Here is a 23,165-nt window from a genome sequence, read left to right as displayed (position 1 = left end):
GAGGTGTAGTCACCGGCGGTTTTTGAGACGCCATCATGGGAGATGATGTGCGGCCGCAGGGCTTACCACCCCATTTAGGCAAAGATTCTGCGTCTTTTCAACCACGGTTCAGTAAAATCTTTTTACAGACCCGCCGTGGCGCGCGCCCGGGCAATATAGGATTCCCTTAGCGCCGTTGCGATTGGGCCCGGTTTACCGTCACCGATTTTGTGATCGTCGATAGCGATAATCGGCATGACCAGGCTGGTCGCCGCGGTAATAAAGACCTCCTGGGCCGCCTTGGCCTGGTTCAGGGTGAAGCTCGCCTCACGTATTTCCATACCGCTGTCGGCGATGACGGACAACAGGTTGAGCCGCGTCACGCCGGCCAGGATATTGGCCTTCAGGCTGCGCGTCAGGATGACGCCGCCGTCGTCGACCATATAGACATTGGTCGAGCCGCCTTCGCTGACCAGGCCGTCGCGGTCGACGAAAATGACTTCGCCGGCGCCCTGCTCCTTGGCCTTTTGCTTGGCCAGGACATTGGGCAGCAGGCCGACCGTCTTGATATCGCAGCGCCCCCAGCGGATATCGGGCGTGCTCATGGCCTTGATGCCGGATAGTGCCTTCTTGGCCGCAGCCACTCGATCGACCGGCTTAGCTGTGATCACCATGGCGGCTCGCGTGTCGTCGGGGAAGACATGGTCGCGCGGCGCCACGCCACGGCTGATTTGCAAATACACCATGCCCTCGCGGATGGCGTTGCGCCGGACGACCTCGTTCAGCACGACCAGGAGCGATGAGCGCGGCATGGGCAGGACGATCTGCAATTCGCGCAATGACCGCTCCAAACGATCGAGATGCCCGTCCATATCGGCCAGGCGTCCGTCAAAGACCGACCACACCTCATAGACCGCATCGGCGAACTGATAACCGCGATCCTCGATCGAAACGGCGGCTTCGCTGGCGCGGGTATAGGCGCCGTTGACATAGGCTATGCGGGGCATGGAGAACTCCGGCGAAAAGCCGTCCATGCCATTGTCACAACCAATTTGGCAAGCCCCTTCCGCAGGGTCTCACGTTGCGGTAGTGTAACGCGCGAAGGGGGTGTCGTGAAGATTATTTTCAAGATCGTTTTGTCGCTGCTGAGCCTCGCAGCGCTGGTCATAGCGTTGTGGACCGCCGTGTTGATGTTCGGGTCGCGGGAGAATTCCGCCTCGCTGTGGTTGATCGTTTCCGGCATAGCTGCCGCAGCCATGCTGATTTTCGCTGTCGTCATCAACCCATTTGTAGCGGCTCGCCTCTTTCCCAAACCCGCTGTGAGGATATCCGTGAGTATTTTTACTCTGGCTTTCACGCTCATCGCATGGATCGAAGGGACAAATTACCTTGCCTGGTCTGATGTCCACAGGCAGGCGAATGAAATCACGAGGGCCAGCTACGGAAATATTGAAGTCGACAATCATCATAATGCCCATTCTGTGGGACATGCGCTTGTAATAACGGCCAATTCTGTAACAACTGGTGCGGCGGCACATGAATTAAGCAGTAACGAGTTGAAATTTATAGCTGACATCCGCCCTATAGACTTTGGCCGCCCCGTTTCAGCCAAACCAAGCGTCCTGGATAATATGCCTCAGCTGAGTTTCGATGTGATCGAAGATGGCAAGTTGTCGTCGCGTGCGGAATTTAAAACGTTTGCGTTCGCGCTGGTGCGCAGCAAGGTGTTGGCCGCCAATGGACAAGACGATGCCAGCTTGGCCACTACCTACTTGGAGGGAGGCCAAATTGTTGTCCGGGGCACGCAATTTCACCAACAATTTCCCATTTGCGCCAAGGATGCCAAATATATCAGAAGTGCCACTTCGGCAAAATCGCCTTACGTACCCATGTCGGTGCACACTCAGCTCGCAAACGCCAACTGCACGGACATCACGGCAAAATATTCCAACGACACGATTGGCCGACCGCCCTTGCCGAGCAATGATCTCCTAACCAAGTTCGGCCGGGAAGAAACCGCTTTTGTCGATATCCTGGCGCGCGATGGCACACTGTTGCTGACTGCAAGCTTTCCTCTCAACCGCTTGAAAGAAGCTGAGACGGCAGCCAACATCACTGCAGGAAAAATGGCCAGAGGCGAAATGGAATCTTCCTTTTCACCTTTCACCAACTACACGGACCGCGTTTCGGTGTTCTAAATATCGTCATCCTCGGCACGGATATGCGCCAGGCCCAACGACTTCAACTTGCGATGCAAGGCCGAGCGTTCCATGCCGATAAAGTTGGCCGTGCGCGAGATATTGCCGCCAAAACGCACGATCTGCGACGACAGATATTCACGCTCGAACACTTCCCGCGCATCCCGTAGCGGCAGGGCGATGATGCGCTCCGGCCGAATGGCGCCGGCGACCGCCGATTCAACCACTTCCGACGGCAGCATCTGGGCGGTGATCGGCTCGCTCGGGTGCCCCGAAGCCAGGATCAGCAGGCGCTCGATATTGTTGCGCAGCTGACGGACATTGCCCGGCCATTCATGCACCTGCAAGGTCGCCATGGCGTCCTCGCTCAGCGTCCGCTTGGGCAGGCCCTGCGCCGCTGCGATACGGTCGATAAAGTACTGCACCAGTTCGGCGATATCGCCGCGGCGCTCGCTCAGGCCCGGCACCCGCACCGGCACCACGTTCAAGCGATGGAACAGGTCCTCGCGGAAGCGCCCGGCAGCGATTTCGGCCTGCAGGTCCTTCGACGTCGAGGAGATCACCCGGACGTCGACCTGAACATCATTGGCGCCGCCGACGCGGACAAAGCGCTGCTCGACCAGCACCCGCAGGATGCGGCTCTGCGATTCCGGCGGCATGTCGGCCACTTCGTCGAGGAACAGGGTGCCGCCGTGGGCGCGTTCGAACACACCGATCTTGCGCGGGCGGCCGCTTTCGCCTTCCTCGCCGAACAGTTCGACATCGAGCCGCTCCGGCGTCATGCCGGCGGCTGAAATCGGCACGAATTCGCACTTGGCGCGCGGGCTGACCTCATGGATCATACGTGCGACCAGTTCCTTGCCCGAGCCGGCCGGACCGGAGATCATAATGCGCGAATTGGCCGGCGCCACCTTGGCGATGGTCGACCGCAGCAATTGCGCCGCCGCCGAATTGCCGATCAGGCCATCGGGAACGACCGCCTGGCTGCGCAGGCGCTTGTTCTCACGCCGCAGCGACGTCAGTTCAAGCGCACGCTGAACAACCATGATCAAGCGCTCGGTTTTAAACGGTTTTTCGATAAAATCGAAAGCGCCCTTCTTGATCGCCGTGACGGCCGTTTCAATCGTGCCGTGACCGGAAATCATGATGGCGGGAATATCGGGATCCAACTCATGGATGACGCTGAGCAGCTCGATGCCGTCGAGCCCACCGCCCTGCATCCAGATGTCGAGCACGCACAGCGACGGCTTGCGCGCCTTGATGGCCCGCAACGCCGCGTTGGAATCGGCGGCGGTGCGCACGGCATAGCCCTCGTCTTCCAAAATGCCCGCGATCAGTTCGCGAATATCGGCCTCGTCGTCTACGACCAGGATGTCCACACCAGACGATACTTTCATCACATTTCCACCATCTTAGGGTCCACCACCTTCGTGGACACCGATTTTTGAGCCTGCTGGCCCTCGTTTGCGGCAAGCGGGTTTTGTCCCGTCTGCAATCGCGGCAAACGCAGGACAGCCCGCGCGCCGCTTAAATGAACCGCGTCGTTGAGATAGAACTCACCGCCGTGATCTTCGAGAATACGCTTCACTATGGCGAGGCCCAGCCCCGTGCCCTTTTCACGCGTGGTGACATAGGGTTCGGTCAGGCGATCGCGATCTTTTTCCGGCAGGCCGATGCCGTCGTCCTCGACCTCGATAACCAACTCATTGCCGTCGAGCTTCATCTCGACGCGCAGATGGCCCTGAATACCGTCATTCGGCGCCGGTTCGTCGGTCCCCCGGTCGCGCATTAGCCGCGACGAAATAGCCTCGCCGCCGTTTTTCAGCACATTGCCCAGGGCTTGACCCAGCATGCGGCCGTCGCAAACGACCTTAACCTCGGGCAGCGGTTCGACGATCTCGATCGAAATATCCGGCCGCGCCACGCGTTGGGCGAAGACACAGGACCGCACCAGTTCGGCGGCCTCTTCCTCGGCGAAATTGGGCGCCGGCATGCGGGCAAATGAGGAAAACTCGTCGACCATGCGGCCGATATCGCCGACCTGACGGACGATAGTGTCGGTCAGGCGATCGAAGACCTCGACATCGGCGGTGATCTGACCACGATACTTCTTGCGCAAACGCTCTGCCGAAAGCTGGATCGGCGTCAGCGGGTTCTTGATCTCATGAGCGATGCGCCGGGCGACGTCTTTCCAGGCCGCGTTACGCTGGGCGGCGATCAAACGCGTAATGTCGTCGAAGGTCAAAACGGCGCCGCCGGTTTCCAACCCCGAGGCACGCACCCGCACGCGCCGGGTTTCGCCGCGGCGGACCAGGTCGACCTCGACCTCTTCGACGCGCTGGACGGAGACCTTGTCGAGTAGTTCGCTGATTTCCGGCGCCAGGGTGCGCAGGCTTTCGCCCAGGGCATCTTCCGACTTGATGGCCAGGAAGTTGGCGGCATGGCGATTGATGGCCGAGACGTGCCCGAGGACATCGAGCCCGACAATGCCGGCGCTGATTTCCGACAGCACGGTTTCGATAAAGCGTCGCCGGCTTTCCGCCTCTTCGCCGGCCGATTTCAAAGCCGCCTGCTGGCTCTGCAGGTCCGAGGTCATGTGGTTGAAGGCGCGCGACAGGACGGCGATATCTTCCGATTGCCGGGCGGTGACGACGCGGGCATTGAGATCGCCGCCGGCCACCTTGCCGGCCGCCTGGACCAGGCGCGCAATCGGCAGGGCGATGCTTTCGGCAAATGACGTGCCGACCCAAATGGCGCCGATCAGGACCAGCAGAACGGTTTCCAGATAGGCCATGAAGAACAGGCCCTGGGCCCGCGCCTGGCGCTCGCCGGTATCGCGATATTCGACGGTCGCGTCGCTGGCGGCATTCAGCTTGACGCCGAGGCCCGGCGGATAGGATTTGATGCCGTAAAGAATAGCGCCGTTGTAGTTTTGCAGCGGATAGAGCAGCCGTGTGCCGTAAACACCGTTGAATCCGGCGGCGCCATTGGTCAGCACGTCGTCGATCTTGTCCTGCGGCGGCGCCTCATAGGTCGGCGCATCCGGCCCTTCGGCACGCGCCAGCACCTGGCCGGTCTTGTCGATGATGTAGACGGCGCTAAGATCGCCGCGCTCGTCGAACTTGTTCTTCAACGCCATGCTGAAAGCCAGGCGGTCGTTGAACAGGTCGTATCCCGTCGGCGTGTCGATGACCGACTGGATATAGCTCATGGCGTCGCGTGAGCTGCGCAACTGATCATTGACATAGGCGAGCCCGACCTGTGCGCCGTTTTCCACCATGTTCTGGACCCGGTGGGAAAACCACTGATCAAGGCTGCGGCTGGTAAGGCCGACCGCCAGGGCGACGATGATGGCCGGCACGACGGCCGCCAACGAAAACAGGAAAACGAAACGCAGGTGAAGGCGCGCCCCGGCATCGGCACTGCGCGTCCGGGCGATCTTGACGACGCGCGCCACGACGACGGCAATCAGGGCCGCCAACAGGATGAGATTGAGGCAGACAAGGATCAACAGATAGTCGCTGGCCTGGCCGACCTGGCTTACCACAAAGGCGGTCGTCAGGACCGAAGCGCCATAACCGACGCCAAGCAGCAGCCGGCTAGGCCCCGTCGTACGCAGGTTTCTCATGCTGCGCGAAACGAAATGCTGCCAACGACGCTTAGCCAATGTGTCTTTCAAGACCCACACCACTCATTTTATATGAGTGACATTTGCGCACTACTGTGTCTCAATATCAACAGAAATGTTAGGCACTGTGTCAAATTTCACGAAACTTGCTTAACGGCTTACAGAGTTAGGCGCGCATCAGCTCGCGCACGGCATTTTCAATGGCCACAGCGTCGTCCATGCCGCACAGGCGCGCCTTGTCCTGACGGCGGACCAATGGATCGGGATCGTGGGTTGAGGCCTCGACATAGGCGCCCAAATGCTTCTTGAACATGCGTAAGCCCAGGACCTCGCCATAGAAGTCGAGGCTGGCCTGCATGTGTTCGAGCAGTATGTCTGCCCGCTTGGTCAAGCTCATGACGCGCATCGGTTTATTGTCGTTGAGCGCGGCATCGAGATCGGCGGCGAACCACGGCCGACCATAGATGCCCCGGCCGATCATCACGCCGTCGGCGCCCGACTGGCTTAGCGCCGCTTGGGCGGTCTCTAGGTCGACGATGTCGCCATTGACGATGACGGGGATGGCGACAGCCGACTTGACGTGGGCGACGGCGCGCCAATCGGCCTCGCCCTTGTAAAATTGCTGGCGTGTGCGGCCGTGCACAGTCAGGGCGGCGATTCCCAGCCGCTCGGCGCGCTGCGCCAATTCGGCGGCATTGTGATTGTCGTCCCACCCCAGGCGCATCTTGACCGTCACCGGCCGCGACGTAGCGCCCAAGGCCGCAGTCATGATGCGTTCGGCCTGATCCAGGTCGCGCATCAGGGCCGAGCCGCACAGCACGCCGGTGACCTCCTTGGCCGGGCAGCCGAAGTTGAGATCGACGATATGGGCGCCGGACTCTTCCGCCAGACGGGCGCCGCGCGCGATATGGGCCGGATCGCGGCCGACCAGTTGCACGATCTTCAAGCCGTCATGGGCGCCCAGTTCGGCCTTGCGCACGACATCCGGCCGTTGTTTGAACAGGTCTTCGCAGGCGACCATTTCGGTGGCGGCATAGGGCGCCCCCAGCTTGGCCGCCATATGGCGGAACGGCAAATCGGACACGCCGGTCATGGGTGCAATCAGCACCCTGCCCGCTATGTCGATGTCGCCGATTTTAAGGCCCGCCTTGGTCATGGCGCCTTTTAGGCAAATTGTCCCTTGCGCACAATGGCTTTCGCGCTAAAGCAAGACCATGACATTTCACGCAATCATCGTGGCCGGCGGTTCCGGCAGCCGTTCCGGCGGCAAGAAACAATGGATGCCGCTGGGCGGCAAGCCCGTGCTCGACTGGTCTGTTGACGCCTTTGTGGCCACCGGCGCGGCCCAAGTCGTCGTCGTTGTGCCGGTGGAAGATGTCGTGCAGGCGCAGGAGGCTTACGGTGAACGCATTCTGGTCGTCTCCGGCGGCAGCGACCGCTCATCATCTGTACAAAACGGCCTGCGTGCCGTAACCGGCGACGACAGCGATATCGTCATGATCCACGACGCTGCACGCCCGCTGTTAAAAGTACACCATATCAAAAGCTTACTGGCAGCTCTTGAGGCGCAGCCTGCGGCCATCCTGGCCATGCCGCTCACCGATTCGATCAAGAAGGGCCGCGGTGGCGTGATCGAAGACGCTCCGCCGCGCGATCATCTGTGGCGGGCACAGACTCCGCAGGCCTTTCGGTTGGCTGATATCCGGCGCGCCTATACCGCGTGGCCTGCCGGCGAACCGGCGACCGATGACGCCATGGTCGCAAGCCATATCGGTATCGACGTCGCCCTGGTCGAAGGCGATATGAGCCTGCATAAACTGACCTATCCGGCGGATTTCGCCCTGCTCGAAGCCTTGCTGGCCGGAGACAAACCTATGAAACAGACGCGGATCGGTTCCGGCTTCGACGCCCACCGCTGGGGCGACGGCGACAGCGTCTGGCTGTGCGGCGTCGAGATCGCCCATAGCAAGACCCTGGTCGGCCACAGCGACGCCGACGCCGGCCTGCACGCCCTGACCGACGCCCTGCTCGGTGCGGCAGGCCTCGGCGACATCGGCGATCATTTCCCCCCGACCGATCCGCAATGGAAGGGCGCTTCCAGCGACCGCTTCCTGCGCCACGCCCTCGACCTGATCACCGAACGCGGTGGTGAAATCGTCAATGTCGATGTCACCCTGATCTGCGAGCGGCCCAAGATCAAACCGCATCGCGAAGCCATGCGCGCACGCTTGGCCGAAATCCTCGGCATCACCCTTGACCGGGTCAGTGTCAAGGCGACCACGACCGAAGGCATGGGCTTCACTGGCCGCGAAGAAGGCCTCGCCGCGCAGGCGGTCTGCTCGATCCTGATCTAAGTACCTGGACCATTCGGAGTAGCGCTGGCCTTTTGCACAGAAAAGCCGCACTCCGAATAGACTGTCTGCCGATCGTCGAAGTCACATATTACCCATGGTGTCCGGTCCCGCTGGAGGCTTTGCCGATCATTGGAAATGGCAATATATAACCCGTGTTCAGCGAGTGTTTCCCCATTCGGAGTGCCGGTTTTCCGCGGATGGGGCCACAGCTACTCCGAATCCCGCTTAAAGCCGTCACCCGGCTTCGGTCATCGGAGCGATGCTTAATACCGCCCCTTAGCCGTCTTGGCCGGTTTGACGTCGCTCATCGCCTTTTCCAGGAAGGTATAGTGATCGGCCTTTTCCGCCGCTGCCTGGCTGAGAGACGTGCCGAAGTGGCCGGAATCGGAATCCGCGCGATAATGCACGTTCTTGTCGCCAGCGTACATCAGGGCCGCCCCCAGTTTACCCGACATCCACGGCGCCACCCGGCTATCGTTCAAACCGACATCCAGCAGGACCGACGGGTACGACGTGCCATCCTTGACCGCCAGATACGGATCCATATCGTAGAGCGCCTGAAAGCCCTCCGCGGTATTCGGATCGCCGAACTCAGCGAACTGGTTGGCGCCGTTGGGCGCGGCCGCCAAACGCGTCGGATTGACAATGCCGGCATGAATGATGGCCGCGCCGAAATGGCTCGGATAATGCGTCACCGCCCCGCCCATGACCAAACCGCCGGCGGACGCGCCATAGATGCCGATATGGGCGGGCCGGCTATAACCCTGGGCCGCCATATAGTCCGCCGCGGCGATCAGGTCTTCGACGCCCTTGTGCTTGTTGGGCCCCTTGCCGGCCAGCCGCCAGGCATCGCCCTTTTCGCCGCCACCGCGCACGTCGACAAAGACGTAGAGGTGGCCGGCCATCACCCATTCGAGGGTCATGGGGTCGAAGAAGGGTTGGGTCGAGGTCCCATAGGATCCATAGGCGTCGAGAAGGCTCAACGTCTTGCCGTCGGCCACGAAGCCCTTGGGCTTCAAAATGGTGATCGGCACCATGGTGCCGTCCAGGCTCTTGACCTCTGCCGTGACGGATTCGACCGCCGCGCCATAATCCTTCGGCGAACTGGCGCCCAGGTTGAGATCGCTCAAACTATCCGACGCCGGGTCATAGGCCAACAATTGCCGCGGCTGCGTCCAACCTTGCAGGGTGAACATGAAACCGTCGGCGAAGGGATCGCTGTCGCCGAGATAGGACGCTCCGTCATAAGGCAGCGCAATCGGTTTGACCGCGCCTGTGTCATAGCTAATGCGTTCGAAGTGATCGATGCCGTTATGCATGGTCTTGACGTAAAGACCGTCGCGGGCGGCATTCGTGCTGGTGATAACGCCTTCCGGGCTTTCCGCCACCACAACGCTGGCCGTCGCCAGGGACGCACCTGGCTGGCTCAGGTCTACCTTCAACAATTCGCCGTTAGGCGTTGTTTTCTTTGACACAAGATAGAGCGCATTACCCTTGATATTGGCCCCTTGGATGCCGTCATCATAATTGACCAGGCAGTTCCACGCTGGATTCGCGTCGAGAAGTTTCGCCTTCGGCAGCACGCATAAACGAAACTCCGCCCGCGCTCCGGAGGCGAACCCCAACGCCCAGTCCGAATCCTGGCTAACGGCAATCCCCGGAAACTCCTGCGGCACGACGGCAAAGGCCGGATTATCGCCACCGGCCACCAGGGTTCTGTCGCCGGCGGAATCGCTGCCCATGACATGGTACTTGGCGCGCATGTTAAGCATGCCATCGGCCTGGCCGGTCGTCATCTGGGTATAGGCCACCGCCTTGCCGTCGGCCGTCCAATCGGCGGTGAACTCTCCCCAGACATTGTCGATCTGGTCGGGCAGTTTGGCGCCCGTATCGGTGTCGTAGAACTCGATACTGGTGATTTCATTGCCGCCGTGGTCGATATTGATGGCGATCGTCCTGCCGTCCGGCGAGACCGTATAGTTGGTGATCGAAGCGTGGCCGCCGCTCGCGTCTGCCACATTGGGGTCGAACAACACCTTTTCGGTGCCGTCGCTCAGGCGCTCCATCAACACACCCTGCTTGCCCTGCTCCAGGCGCTGGAAGAAGATGCGGCCGGCGACGCGATGCTGGGTCCGGTTGGTGATGCTGCCGGTACTGGCGGCGTTCAGGACCTGGCGCCAATGTTCGAGATTGGGCGAGGCATCCAGCCAGGCACGCCCAGCAACACCCTGCGCCTTCAGCCAATCGTTATAGGCGGCATTGTCCTGACCTTCCATCCAGCGGTAAGGATCGGGAATATCCTTGCCGTACAGGTGATCGACCGTGGTGCCGCGTTGCGCGACGGGCGGTGGCGGCGCCAGTTTGGCGGCGGCCGGTGTGACCGTCGCCATGGCCAGGGACACGACAATAAGGGTCGCGGAACGCTTGACAGAGTGCATGATGATACCCCTTCAGCAGCCAGATGAACGAGGTTAGGACGGCAAACGCTCTGCGGTCAACAGGTCCCATACCGGTTCATCCGTAATTCGGTGAAACCCATTGAATTTTTATGGTAATTCTTGCGAAGCATTCTCACGGCCGTGCGCCCTTGCAAACGCGAATTAGCCTCAATATATGACAGCGGGTAAGCATACCCCTCCCCACAGTCCCCAGATACAGGTGCTCCCATGACCTTCGAACTCCCCGCCCTGCCCTATGCCACGGACGCGCTTGAGCCGTACATGTCGGCCAATACCTTCAGCTTCCACCATGCCAAGCACCACAAGGCCTATGTCGACAATCTCAATAAGCTGATCGCCGGCACCGAATTCGAAGGCCTGTCCCTGGTCGACATCGTCAAGGCTTCCGAAGGCAAGAATCCGGGCGTGTTCAACAATGCCGCCCAGGTATGGAACCACACCTTCTTCTGGAACTCGATGAAGCCCAATGGCGGCGGCGCGGCCACCGGCGCCATCGCCGACCGGATCGCCGCCGATTTCGGTTCGTTCGACGCCTTTGTCGAGCAGTTCAAGACCGCCGGCGCCACGCAATTCGGTTCCGGCTGGGCCTGGCTGGTTCTCGGCGCCGACGACAAGCTGAAGGTCGTCAAGACCGGCAATGCCGAAACACCGTTCACCAAGGGCGACAAGCCACTCCTGACCCTCGACGTCTGGGAACACGCCTATTATCTCGACTACCAAAACCTGCGTCCGAAGTTCATCGAAACCTTCCTGACCAACCTGGTCAACTGGGACTTCGCCAACGCCAATATCGCCGCGCCCTTGTTCGCCGGCGTATAAGATTTAGACTTGCAATAAAGAAACGAAAGGCGATCCTCGCGGGTCGCCTTTTTCTTGGATAATCGAATGAACACGCACAAGCTGGCCCAAACCCTGGTCGACCTGTTGAAGGCGCAAAACAAGACCGTCACCACGATCGAAAGCTGCACCGGCGGCTTGCTGGCCGGCGCCATCACCTCGATTTCAGGCTCGTCGGAAGTGTTCGAGACCGGCTTCGTCACCTATTCCAATGCCGCCAAGACCAAGCTGGTCGGGGTGGCGGAATATCTCCTGATCAGCCACGGCGCCGTCAGCATCGAGGTCGCCGCCAGCATGGCCGATTGCGGCCTGAAAACCGCCGGCGCCGACCTTGCGCTCAGCATAACCGGCATCGCCGGCCCTACCGGAGGCTCCGCAGAAAAACCGGTCGGCATGGTCTGTTTCGGGCTAAGCTACAAGAATCCCGAACACCAGCTGATGACCTACGCCCAGATCCAGCAATTCGGCGCCATCGGCCGCGACAAGGTCCGCGAAGCCAGCGTGCAACATGCCCTGCAATGGGCGATCGACACGCTAACCGTTTAAGGTTGGGGACCGCTTAAAGCCGGGTCAAAGTCGCCGCGGCGCGGTTCTCGAAACAGGCCATCAATCGCGACACAGCGAGATTGAAATTGGCCCGGAACAAGGCGTCCAAGATAGGGTTCTTCATTTCGACATCCATGTCGAATGACACATCGGTGCCACCGGCGACCGGCGTAAACACCCAACGCCCAATCATCTTCTTGAACGGCCCCTTGATATAGGCCATGTCGACGCTGCGGTCGCCGGCTGTCCGGGTCACCCGCGTCGAGAACTTTTCCGACAGCATTTTGAAGCCGACCGCGACATCGGCGTCGAGACGCGACTGACCGTCCTGCGACTGGATGTTATAGGCGCGCAGCTGGGTGATCCACGGAATGAAGTCCGGATATGTTTCGACGTCGCCGACCAGGGTCCACAACTGGGTCGCGTCATAAGGAAGGACGCGATCGAGATGAAATTTCGTCATGCAATCAGGCCCTTGCAGCCCGCGCTTGACGCAGTTTCTCAAAATCTTCGCCGGCATGGTGCGACGACCGCGTCAGCGGCGACGACGATACCATCAGGAAGCCCTTGGCGCGGGCGATCGATTCGTAAGCCTTGAACTCTTCCGGCGTGACGAAGCGGTCGATGGCGGCATGCTTGCGCGTTGGCTGCAAGTATTGGCCGATGGTGATGAAGTCGATATTGGCCGAACGCATATCGTCCATGACCTGCATGACCTCTTCGCGCGTTTCGCCAAGCCCGACCATGATCCCCGACTTGGTGAACTGCTGCGGATCGCGTTCCTTGACGCGCTCCAGCAGGCGCAGCGAGTGGAAATAACGCGCGCCCGGCCGGATCTTGAGATAGTTGCGCGGCACGGTCTCCAGATTGTGGTTGAAGACATCGGGCTTGGAATCGATGACGATCTCGGCGGCGCCATCCTTGCGCAGGAAATCGGGCGTCAGGATTTCGATCGTCGTTTTCGGCGACTGGGCGCGAATCTGGCGCACCACCTCGGCGAAGTGCCAGGCGCCGCCGTCCTTCAAATCGTCGCGGTCGACGCTGGTGATGACGACGTGGGCCAGCTTCATCAGGGCGACCGTTTCGCCGACGCGGCGCGGTTCGTCCGTATCCAGCGCCTGCGGCAACCCGGTCTTGACGTTACAAAAGGCGCAGGCGCGGGTGCAGGTGTCGCCCATGATCATGATGGTGGCGTGGTTTTTCGACCAGCATTCGCCGATATTGGGACAGGCCGCCTCTTCGCACACGGTCACCAGCTTGGCGTCGCGGACGATCTGGCGGGTCTCATTATAACCGGTCGAACCGGGCGCCTTGACGCGCAACCAGTCGGGTTTTTTCAGGATCGGCGAATCGGGACGGTTCTGCTTTTCGGGATGGCGCAGCTCGCGCGGGCTGGAATCGACACGATTAATCAAAGTGACCATGGGCTGAAAGCTACCACCTCTATCGCCTCCCATGCCCCCTTTGGGCCCGGACAGGCGCAAGCGCGCGGGCAGGAACCACCCGGCGTATAAGGCCTAAATGATCTTTTAAGGCACGAATATCAAGTCAAATTGCACTTACATTGTGTAGCAAATCTCTTGGCGGGCAGGCGCAAACTCCGGTATAGACAATGCATGGGTGCGGTGACGGTCTCTCGTTTCGGTCTGGCGATAGTGACAGCGTGCGCGCTGCTCAGCCTCGGCGCCTGTTCGAAGCTCAAGGACGCCGCCAAGGACATCCAGCCGGGCCAGGCCTTTCTCGACAGCCAGATCCCACCGGGCCTGTCGCCGCAATATTTCCCGCCGCAAGGTTTCGTCTGGGGCGCCTATCGCTCCGGCAGCCTGCCTGAGGCGCGCTACGGCGTCGCCTCGCCGCCGATCAACCCGAAGGCCCAGGTCCTGATCCTGGCCGACGCTGACTACCCGGCCGAAACCTATTTCGAACTGACGCGGCAACTGCTCGACGCCGGTTATGGCGTCTGGTTGCTCGAAGCGCCTGGCCAGGGCGGCGCCGGTCATTACCTGCTGCAGGGCGACGCCGTCTACGCCCCCAACTATCACGACGCCCAGGCGACGGCGACGACCTTTATCAAGGACATTATCCATCCGACGGCCGACAAACCCGTCTTCGTCGTCGGTACTGGCTACAGCGCCATCAACGCCTTGTCCTTGTCGACCGTACTCAAATCCGACGCCATGGCCGGCTTTGTCGGCTTCGATCCCTATCTCGGCGGCATCATCGCCAAGGGCGGCGAATGGCACCGCGACAACGCCGTCCCGACCTATTGGGGCGCCGTCGCGCAGAACTGGCAAATGTCCAATCCGGACCTGCGCCTGCGCATCAAGAGCGAGGCATGGCAGAAGGCGACTCAGAAGGCCTATACCGACCTCAGCGGCCTGCACCTGCCCGTCATTTCCCTGAAGGCCCATAACGCCGCCGTGCTGGTCATCGAGCCCAAATCCGGCACGACCGGCAATGCCAACGGCGCCAGCGCCCTGTGCGCCCACCTGCCCCATTGCCACATGCAGCCCAATGACGGCCAGCAGGCCCTGGGCGAGGATTTGAAAACCTTTATCAAGGCGGAATTACCGCAAACGGATTAACCGCCTTGACGGGCTTGGCCGATGTGCGCCAAATAATGCGCAAAACACTGCGCCGCATAGGACTTACAAAATTTAATGAGTGATGACAGCGTCAAGAAGTGTTTTGCGGCCATGCGGACCGATGGTTTGGGCGAACGGTTGCGTGCCATGATAAACGCCATGATTCTGGCCGAACATTTTGGTGTTGATTTCAAATTCACATGGGAACAACGCGCCGGCGGCGGTGCACAACATCACGCGGTTTTGAGCGCAAGGCAGACCTTCAACTCACCTTTCTTATCTCGACACTTCCTCGGCATCAGGAGCATCACGGCGGGCTATCCCGTTTTGGAGGGGCGTAAACTACCAGCTGACGAGATTCGGCGATTGCTGAACTCGGCCGCCAAGGGATTGCGCGTCAATCAGGAGCCTATCAGCCGCCTCATCGACCTGCGAGAATCGTCGCATTTGCGCAGCCGGTATAAATGGGCTTTCCGTCGCCTGCGATTTACCCGCCATGTCCAAAAAGCCATTGATGCGGCGTGGACCGTGCCCTTACCCAACCGCGTCGTCGCCGTCCATTTGCGCGCAGGCGACATCGTCTACGGTCATTTTCGCTTTACTTCAACGGCGACGGCCAAGGTTGTCTGCTACCCCGTTGTCAAGCGATTGATCTCCGATCTGATTGCCCAGGGCAAGACGCCCTTGCTCTTCGGTCAGGACAAAATTGTATGCCGCATGCTGGCGGACCGTTTCAACATACAGCTGGCAGCGGAGGTTTTGCCCGAGGACGATGCCCTCGCGGCGGCGATGAGCGAAATCGTCTTGATGTCGCGGTGCGAAGAAATCCATGCCGGATCCAGTGGTTTTTCGATCCTGGCTTCACTTATCGGCGTCAAGGACAGGCAAGCGCCAGCCGCGGGATGGACGGCGCAACAGGTTATAGATTGTATCCTGAGCGACGATGAGATCGATAACCCGGCCTCCCCCCTGCCCGACCTGCAACGCGCCTTCGCATTTTATATGATTGCCTATAGCGGTATGGGCGTGGTGGACGACAGGATCGTTATTTCCGCCCTTGGCAAGGCATTGCAATTCGACCCAGGCAATGCCTTTTACGGCTTGCACAAGGCGAATCTAGAGTTCGTCAATGGCGATCCCGATAGCGCTGAAATGACTCTGAACTCGCTCTTGGCCGTCGTTCCTGCGGACACGCCGTTTGAGGAGACTCTTTTATACCAGGCGGTTCGTCGCGCAATCGTGAAGCGTGGGCTCAAGGAGCGGCTGGCCCTGTTTCCTTGCTTGGATACTTTCACCCGGCATGTCACCCGCGAGCGCCCCTGTACCAGCTATGTCGCGGGTCTTGCTGCCTATTTCGGTGGGAACCCGGAGGCTGCCGGAACGTTGGCTGCCCAGGCGCTTGCCGGCGACGAGCTAAATCCTCAGTTCCTCAGTCTGCTTGATTTGTGCCGACGCTCCCGCATCGACACAAACACTGGCCCGGCCATTCCGGAAGCAAGCGAAGTCGTTAAGCCAAATGTCCCGGAACTCAAGAAGCCGACCCCCGACAAGAAGATTTTTTTGGCCCAGCGTACGGATGGTTTTGGCGAAAGGCTGAAGGCCATCCTTAACGCAATGGTCATGGCCGACGTTTTCGGTGGCGATTTCCGCTTTTCGTGGTCGCAAAATGATAAACTCGAACAGCACCATCATGTCATAGCGGCGCGTGAAGACATTTTCGCTGCCGAATTTCTGGACGCCTTCCATCTCAAAGATTTGGAGCGGGGGAAATTTCACCCGCTTACGGAGCCGAGAAAGTCTCGCAAAGAGTTCCAGGCATTTCTCGAAGCTGCCCCGGCCGGCGTGCAATTGAGCCGGTTACCGCTGGACAAGCTGCTCCGGCCCGATGTCATCCCGGACTTGCCGGCACGGCTGGGCGACGCTTTTTGGCGTATTCAATTTACGCCGCCTTTGCTTCAGGCGATAGCTCAAGCCAGGGAAGCGCCGTTGCCCGACGGCGCAGTGGCCGTCCATCTTCGCGCCGGCGACACGATCTACGGGTCCTATCGCTTCAGCAACAAGGCGGCTCACAAGGCCTTGAGCTATCCGGCTGCCAAGGCCATGATCGCCGACCTGATCGCATCTGGTAAAGCGCCGCTTATCTTTGGCCAGGACGACGTTACCTGCCGCCTGCTCGCCGATCAGTTCGGCCTGAAACTCGCCGCCGACATGCTCCCGGCCGGGCTCGACAATGTGGCCATAGCCTTGTTTGATATTGTCCTGATGTCGCGGTGCCATGAAATCTATGCCGCCGGCAGCGGCTTTGCGGCCGTCGCTTCGTGGATCGGTGGCATCCCGTTGCACAGTTCGGACCGTCTACGGGATCCGGGCAAGGTGGTGCGCACCATCCTCGCGGATAAAGACCTCGACAATCCGGACATTGCCCTGCCCGACCTGCAGCGCGCCTTTGCCTTTTTTATGGTGGTAGGGGCCAACGCGCCGGACATAGCTGACAGCGTCCTGATTGCCAATCTCGCCAAGGCACTTAAATACGACCCGGGAAACGCATTCTATAGCCTGCGCAAGGCTGAAATCGAAACGCGCAGCGGCGACCTTGCTGCTGCGGAAGCGACACTCAAGACGGCCGTGCACACAAACCTGTCGCTGAAAGACGATACGTTGCGTTTTGTGTTGAATCTGGACGCGCATATCGACCCCACCGTGGGGCCGCTAAATCTGACGGACTATCTCAACAGGTTGCCCGTCCTGGCTTTGAATGAGAGGCCGTATATGGCCTATGTGGCCGCCTTGGCTGCCGAAGCACGCGGCGCGACCGACCAGGCCCGGGACCTTGCCAGGCGAGCAGCGACCATTGAACCGCAAACCCTGATTTTCAGACAATTGGCAGCGTCCTTGGGCGTCGAAACTGTGTCCGATCCTGCACCCAAGTCCAGCTATCTACAGAGATTTTCGTTGTCGCTACACGAAGCGCTTCGCATATTCAGACGATAACCTGACGTCCCACATTAAGGCGGAATTGCCGGTCGTGGACTGAAGCGGCTTGCCCAGTGGTGGATTGTAGGCCAAATTGCCGCGCACCGGAGTGCGGCATAGGAATACAAGTTCCCCATGGACGAGAACGACGCCAAAGCCTGTTTCCTGGCCGCTCGGACTGAGGGATTGAGTGAACGCCTGCGCGTCATGATCCATGCCATGGTCCTGGCTGAACATTTTGGCGTCGACTTCAAATTTCAATGGCGCCCAGGCGGCGGCGACTCTCAGCGGCATCATGCCGTCCTGGCGCCACAAGCGACGTTCAGCCGTAGTTTCCTCACCAAACACCACATCGACAGTATCCAGACCAGGGACTATCCCGCCTTAACCGGCCGCAATCACTCCCCTGAGGCCGTACGCCATCTTCTGTCCTCCTCGATCAAAGGCTTGAGCATCGGCCATGAACCGGTCAATCGCCTTGTCGACCTAAGCAATCTCAAAAATCTGCGCGGCTACTATGTTCGCGCCTTTCGTCACATCAGGTTCGTGCCCAAGGTACAGGCGGCGATCGAAGCCGCCCGCGTCCTGCCCCTGCCGGACAATTGCGTCGCCGTGCATATTCATGCCGCTGACGTCATCAGCCAGGCCACCAACAAAGCCGTCTGCTACCCTGTGATCAAGCGGCTGATCGCCGACCTGATCGCCGATGGCAAGTATCCGCTGATCTTCGGCCAGGACAGGACGGTTTGCCGCATGCTGGCTGACCGTTTCAAGCTCAAACCGGCCGCCGACATGCTGGCCCAGGCCAACCTTCTTCCGGCCGCCCTGAGCGAGATCGTCCTGATGTCGCGCTGTGAGACGATCTATGCCGGCTCCAGCAGCTTTTCCATTCTGGCGTCGATGATAGGTAATAAAAAGTTGGAGATTCCGGCGGGCAAATGGAAGCCCGAGGAAGTTGTCCACTGTATCCTTGCCGATGATGAGATCGACAACCCGGCCTCGCCCCTGACCAATCTGCAACGTGCTTTCAGTTTCTACATGGTCGCCTTTGCCGGCATGGATGTCGTCCCCAACCGGGTCGTTATCGACGCCTTGGGCAAGGCATTGGTCTACGACCCCGGCAATGCCTTTTACAGTCTGAACAAGGCCAGCATCGAGGTCCTGGAGCACGATGTCGACAACGCCGAGGAAACGCTGAAAGCCATCGTCGATCAACAGCGACCGGCAATCATTTTCGAAGAAACCGTCCTTTATCAGGCCATCCAGCGTGCCGTGGTGAAGCGGTTGGTCACTGAACGTCTCGCCGTGGCCGTGTGCCTGCACAATCTCTCAGGCCTCGCCACACCCGAACGACCTTACATCAGCTATATCACGGCGCTGGCGGCCCTTATTGCCGGCGAAACGGCGGAGGCGACGCGCCTGGCGGCCCAAGCGGTCGTTTGCGACCGTAATAATCCCCATTTCCGCCATCTTCTCGATCTGTGCCGGCGCCCAGCCGTCGCCACAGACGCCATCCGCCTGCCGGCGGGACAGGCGGCAAAAAAGCAGGTCATTGCGATGCGGAACGACGGTTTCGGTGAGCGCCTGAAAGCCATGCTCAATGCCATGGTCATCGCTGAATCCCTTGGCGCCGATTTTCGCTTCCATTGGCCGGTCAATGACGGGCTTGACGATCAGCATCACATTATCGACGACCGGAAGAAGATCTTCGACGCCCAATTCCTCGCAGGGCATTATATCTCGAGACTTGCCGCGGCGGACTATCATCTTGTAAAACCACCGCGGAAAAGCCAGGCCGAGCTCAAAAAGCTGATTCATGCCGCGCCGCGTGGCCTGATCGTCAATCAGGAGCCCTTATCCCGCCTGACGGAACTGGGTGATGCGCCCGATCTGGCCAAGCGTTACGCCCGGGCCTTTCGCAACATCACCTTCACCAGGCCGTTGAAAATGGCCATGGCGCATGCGCGCGCCGTCGTCCTGCCCGACCGCGCCGTCGCCGTCCACCTGCGCGCCGGCGACATCATTTACGGTCCGTTCCGCTTCGTTAGTTCCATCGGCCAGAAGGTGATCTGCTATTCCGTCGCCAACAAACTGATCGGCGACCTCATCCAGCAAGGCAAGTCGCCCGTTATCTTCGGCCAGGACAGGCCGACCTGCCGCTGGCTGGCCGAAAAATACGGTTTGAAACTGGGCGTGGACTATCTCGAGGACGGGAGCACCGCCGCCACGGCGCTCGGTGAAATCGTCCTGATGTCGCGCTGCGAGGAAATTCACGCCGGCGTCAGCGGCTTCGCCACGGTCGCGTCCTGGATCGGCGGCCGGCCCATGCACAACCCGCAACGAGGGCTGCGCCCCCAGCAAATCGCCGACATCGTAGGGGCCGATACGGACATAGACGACCCCAGCCTGCCCCTACCCGACCTGCAACGCGCCTTCAGTTTCTATATGGTCGCCTATACTGGTATGGGCGTTATCCAGGACGCCGTCCTGATCGAAAATCTCGGCAAGGCGATCCGCTACGATCCGGAGAACGCCTATTACAGCCTGCTGCGAGCCAAGCTGCAAACCAGGAACCGCGACTTCGACGGCGCCGAGGCAACGCTGAAGAAAGCCCTCGAAAATGATTTCAGGCTCCACGGCCTGGTCGACGGTGGCCCCTTGCAGCACGTCCTGCGCACCAATCTGGCGGAGTTTCGCGGTTTCGTCATCATGGAGCTGAGGTCCTATATCGCCACGGTGGATCAATTCGCCGCCGCCGATCGACCCTATACCTGTGCCGTCGCCGCCTTGATCGCCGACGTCAGCGGGCGCGGCGACGACGCCTTGCAATTATCCGATCTGGCCTGCTCGATCCGGCCACGCGATGAGATACTGGYTGCCGTCGCCGTATCCGTGCGATTGCCGAAACCGGACGTGAAAAAGCGCCGTCCGGCCAAGCTTCAGCTGCTGAACGGCAGCGTCAAGCTCGAGCCCGCTCCGGCGGTCGCGCGCGACGGGCTTGGCAAAAAATTGAAGGCCATGTTGAAAGCGCTGTTTTAGCCCGGGCCGGCCTCCCTTTCAGGTCGCGGCAATCATCTACGAAGAATTTCGTTGACACCATACGAAGCGCTTCGTATATTGACGTCATGACCCAGCCCGATACCCCCCAAACACCCGTTACCCGTAAGCCCACCGAAGCCGAGCTCGAAATCCTGCGCGTCCTGTGGGCCAAGGGTTCCGCCACCGTGCGCGACGTCCATGAAGTGCTCAATGCCGAGCGCGCCATGGGCTATACCACGGTCCTCAAGACGCTCCAGATCATGACCGAAAAGGGCCTGGTCCAGCGCATCGAAGCCGGCAAGGCGCACATCTATTCCGCCACCATGCGCGAAGAAGATATGCAAGGCCAGCTTCTGAAAGAGCTGAGCGAAAAACTGTTTTCCGGTTCCACCGCCCTGCTGGCCATGCACGCCCTGTCGCTGCAGCCCGCCAGCGATGATGAGTTGCAACAGATCAAGGCGCTCATCGAGCGCAAAAGAGGTGCGTGATGACGTCTCACTACGAAGCCCTGGGCTTTACCCTCGTCCATTTCTGCTGGCAGGCCATGGCCCTGGCGGGACTTTATAAACTGATCGATTTCGCGGCGCCGCGCATGCGCAACCAGACGCGCTACAGCCTGGGTCTTTTCCTGATGCTGTCTATGCTGATGTGCGCCTTCGCGACCTTTGTCTACGAAGAAAACCGCCTCACCGCCGCCTCCGAAATCGCTGTCGCCGCCCCCTTCCTGTCCACCCCTGCAGACAAGCTGACCCTGCAGGCCCTGCTGCCCTGGCTCGACGCAGCCTGGGTGGCCGGCGTCATGGCCCTGTCCTTGCGTATGGCCGGAGGTTTGTGGTTTATCAATCGCTTATCGCGATCAGCTCAGGCCGTACCTGAAAGTGTCGCCAACCGTTTCGCCCACGCCGCCCGCCGGCTTGGTCTCGCCGGCAAGGTCCGCATCCGGCTGCATCCGGCCATCACCGGTCCGTTCGTCATCGGCGCTTTCCGTTCGGTGGTCTATCTGCCGGTTTCGGCTCTGACCTCGCTCAGCCCCGAGCAGCTCGACGCCGTCCTGGCCCACGAACTGGAGCATATCCGCCGCGCCGACTATGTCTGGAACCTGGTGCAAAGCCTGATCGAAACCCTGTTCTTCTTCCATCCCGCCGTCTGGTGGCTGGGCGCCAAGCTGCGCGAACAGCGCGAGCTGTGCTGCGACGACGCGGCGCTCCGCACCTGCCAGGATCCCCTCACCTACGCCACTGCCTTGCTCAGCCTGGAAGAGCAGCGCCGGGACGGTCCCCGGCTAGCCCAACAAAACCTGAAAATGGCCCTGAACGGCGAAGGTTCCGGCAAGAGCCTGGTTTCGCGGATCGCCCGCATGCTGGGTGAGAAAGCTTCGGCGCCCCGTGCCAAGGGCCGCCCGACGGCCGCCCTGGCCCTGCCGGTGGTGCTGATCGCCCTGGCCGCCTTCGTGACCCCCGTCGCCCGCGTCGCCGCCAGCGTACAGCAGGATATAGGCCTGGCCGCCCCGGCCGACGACAAGAAGAACTGCCCCATCAATACCCCGGCCTTCAAGGCCAAGCTCGCTGCCATCACGGCCGATCACCCCGGCATCAGCCACACCGACGCCGTCAAGATAGCCGAGGCCGACTACAACTTCGATGGCGATGACAATGAAGTCGACAGCGATGACAATGCCGGCAATGATAATAATGCCGACAGTGACGACGCCGACGTCCGCGACATCGATCCCGACGCCATCGCTGCCGAGGCGCGCGCCGATGCCGAACGTGGCCGTGCCGAGATTGCACGCGCCAAGGCCCAGAACATCGACGTCGAGGCCATTACCGGACAGGCCCGCCAAAGCGCCATACGTGCCAAGGCCGACATGGAACGCCAGGGCTGGATCAGCGATATCGATCCCGATGCGATCGCCGCCAACGCCCGTGCCGCCGCCGAAAAAGCCCGTCGCGAAGTCGCCAACCTGAATGAACAGGACATCGATCCCGACGCCATTGCCGCGGCCGCCCGCGCCGGCGCCCTGCACGCCAAGGCCAGCTTCGCCTGGACCGGTGACAGCGACGGCTGGAAGCATTTTGCCAATAACGGGGGACGCGATTGGAAAACCCCCAAGCCACCGAAGGTCAAGGCACCGAAACCTCCTAAGGCTCCCAGAGCACCGCGCGAACCCGTCGGTATCGAAGCGCCCGCGCCCATGATGGACGCCGTGCCACCCGCTCCGCCGGCCCCTGACGCCTCCCTTGCGGTCCCGCCGGCGCCTCCCGCGCCCCCGGCTCCCGTGCCGGCCACCGGCGCCCGGTTTATCAAGAACGTGACGGTTCGGACCCCCAGTATAGCCCTCATCACCCCGCGCGCAGTACCGTCTCCGAATGCGGCCATCGCCCTCAAGGCCCAACCAACGATTATTCTTTCCCCGGATACCAAGGTCGATGTCGTGGTCAATGTCCGCACCGACACGCTGACAAAGGTCGTCGTCGCCAACACGCGTAAGCCCTGAATCTGTGATTGCTGATGCCCGCCGAACAGCGCGCCCACCTGCGCCAAAGCCTGGGTGCGCCCAAAACATC

General features: G+C 60.6%; 16 protein-coding genes. 9 read left to right on the top strand and 7 right to left on the bottom strand.

Features of this window, described 5'->3' with window-relative positions; translation table 11 throughout:
* Window positions 1–122: 122 nt before the first annotated feature.
* Window positions 123–986: a D-amino-acid transaminase gene (locus AC1DX3_RS01155; protein ID WP_476987397.1), complete on the bottom strand. Its 864-nt coding sequence runs from the start codon at window positions 984–986 to the stop codon at window positions 123–125.
* 105 nt (window positions 987–1,091) lie between these two features.
* Here AC1DX3_RS01155 and AC1DX3_RS01150 point away from each other — a divergent pair, with 105 nt between their 5' ends.
* Window positions 1,092–2,177, top strand: a complete 1,086-nt coding sequence (locus AC1DX3_RS01150; RefSeq protein WP_476987396.1) for a hypothetical protein — start codon at window positions 1,092–1,094, stop codon at window positions 2,175–2,177.
* On the opposite strand, the gene ntrX is transcribed toward AC1DX3_RS01150, so the two are convergent.
* The 3 genes from ntrX to dusB all read right to left on the bottom strand — a co-directional run bounded on the left by ntrX (window position 2,174) and on the right by dusB (window position 6,961).
* Window positions 2,174–3,574, bottom strand: coding sequence for a nitrogen assimilation response regulator NtrX (ntrX, locus tag AC1DX3_RS01145; RefSeq protein WP_476987395.1), 1,401 nt, complete (start codon window positions 3,572–3,574; stop codon window positions 2,174–2,176). The two genes, AC1DX3_RS01150 and ntrX, sit on opposite strands and share 4 nt — an antisense overlap.
* A complete protein-coding gene (locus AC1DX3_RS01140; RefSeq protein WP_476987394.1) occupies window positions 3,574–5,844 on the bottom strand; it encodes a sensor histidine kinase in 2,271 nt (756 codons plus the stop codon). Before AC1DX3_RS01140 ends, ntrX begins: the two co-directional genes overlap by 1 nt.
* A 127-nt stretch (window positions 5,845–5,971) precedes the next feature.
* The gene (dusB, locus tag AC1DX3_RS01135) at window positions 5,972–6,961 is read right to left on the bottom strand and encodes a tRNA dihydrouridine synthase DusB (RefSeq protein WP_476987393.1); all 990 of its coding nucleotides are present in this window, start codon (window positions 6,959–6,961) and stop codon (window positions 5,972–5,974) included.
* Between the two features lie 58 nt (window positions 6,962–7,019).
* On the opposite strand from dusB, the gene AC1DX3_RS01130 reads away from it, so the two are divergent.
* Window positions 7,020–8,159 (top strand): bifunctional 2-C-methyl-D-erythritol 4-phosphate cytidylyltransferase/2-C-methyl-D-erythritol 2,4-cyclodiphosphate synthase, encoded by a 1,140-nt coding sequence (locus AC1DX3_RS01130; protein WP_476987392.1) that lies wholly within the window; start codon window positions 7,020–7,022, stop codon window positions 8,157–8,159.
* Between the two features lie 263 nt (window positions 8,160–8,422).
* On the opposite strand, the gene AC1DX3_RS01125 is transcribed toward AC1DX3_RS01130, so the two are convergent.
* A complete protein-coding gene (locus tag AC1DX3_RS01125) occupies window positions 8,423–10,597 on the bottom strand; it encodes a prolyl oligopeptidase family serine peptidase (protein WP_476987391.1) in 2,175 nt (724 codons plus the stop codon).
* Between the two features lie 228 nt (window positions 10,598–10,825).
* Between AC1DX3_RS01125 and AC1DX3_RS01120 the strand changes: the two genes are divergently transcribed.
* Both AC1DX3_RS01120 and AC1DX3_RS01115 read left to right on the top strand, forming a co-directional pair.
* Window positions 10,826–11,437 (top strand): superoxide dismutase, encoded by a 612-nt coding sequence (locus AC1DX3_RS01120; RefSeq protein WP_476987390.1) that lies wholly within the window; start codon window positions 10,826–10,828, stop codon window positions 11,435–11,437.
* 66 nt (window positions 11,438–11,503) lie between these two features.
* Window positions 11,504–12,001 (top strand): CinA family protein, encoded by a 498-nt coding sequence (locus tag AC1DX3_RS01115; RefSeq protein ID WP_476987389.1) that lies wholly within the window; start codon window positions 11,504–11,506, stop codon window positions 11,999–12,001.
* 13 nt (window positions 12,002–12,014) lie between these two features.
* On the opposite strand, the gene AC1DX3_RS01110 is transcribed toward AC1DX3_RS01115, so the two are convergent.
* On the bottom strand, window positions 12,015–12,464 hold the full coding sequence (locus AC1DX3_RS01110) for a type II toxin-antitoxin system RatA family toxin (RefSeq protein ID WP_476987388.1): 450 nt from the start codon (window positions 12,462–12,464) through the stop codon (window positions 12,015–12,017).
* A gap of 4 nt (window positions 12,465–12,468) precedes the next feature.
* A complete protein-coding gene (gene lipA, locus AC1DX3_RS01105; RefSeq protein ID WP_476987387.1) occupies window positions 12,469–13,425 on the bottom strand; it encodes a lipoyl synthase in 957 nt (318 codons plus the stop codon).
* 192 nt (window positions 13,426–13,617) lie between these two features.
* Here lipA and AC1DX3_RS01100 point away from each other — a divergent pair, with 192 nt between their 5' ends.
* From AC1DX3_RS01100 to AC1DX3_RS01080, 5 genes are all read left to right on the top strand, one after another.
* Window positions 13,618–14,586, top strand: a complete 969-nt coding sequence (locus AC1DX3_RS01100; RefSeq protein WP_476987386.1) for a serine aminopeptidase domain-containing protein — start codon at window positions 13,618–13,620, stop codon at window positions 14,584–14,586.
* Between the two features lie 75 nt (window positions 14,587–14,661).
* Window positions 14,662–17,577 carry a hypothetical protein gene (locus tag AC1DX3_RS01095; RefSeq protein WP_476987385.1) on the top strand — a complete coding sequence of 972 codons (2,916 nt, stop codon included), beginning with the start codon at window positions 14,662–14,664 and terminating at the stop codon, window positions 17,575–17,577.
* A 117-nt stretch (window positions 17,578–17,694) separates the two neighbouring features.
* Window positions 17,695–20,598 (top strand): tetratricopeptide repeat protein, encoded by a 2,904-nt coding sequence (locus AC1DX3_RS01090; protein ID WP_476987384.1) that lies wholly within the window; start codon window positions 17,695–17,697, stop codon window positions 20,596–20,598.
* Window positions 20,599–20,684: 86 nt separating this feature from the next.
* On the top strand, window positions 20,685–21,086 hold the full coding sequence (locus tag AC1DX3_RS01085) for a BlaI/MecI/CopY family transcriptional regulator (protein ID WP_476987383.1): 402 nt from the start codon (window positions 20,685–20,687) through the stop codon (window positions 21,084–21,086).
* Complete coding sequence (locus AC1DX3_RS01080) at window positions 21,086–23,095, top strand: M56 family metallopeptidase (protein WP_476987382.1); 2,010 nt, start codon at window positions 21,086–21,088, stop codon at window positions 23,093–23,095. The genes AC1DX3_RS01085 and AC1DX3_RS01080 overlap by 1 nt, the downstream gene beginning before the upstream one ends.
* Window positions 23,096–23,165: the final 70 nt, after the last annotated feature.

Source organism: Asticcacaulis sp. P2_B1, assembly GCF_056404915.1.
This window is presented reverse-complemented; position numbering and strand designations above follow the sequence as displayed.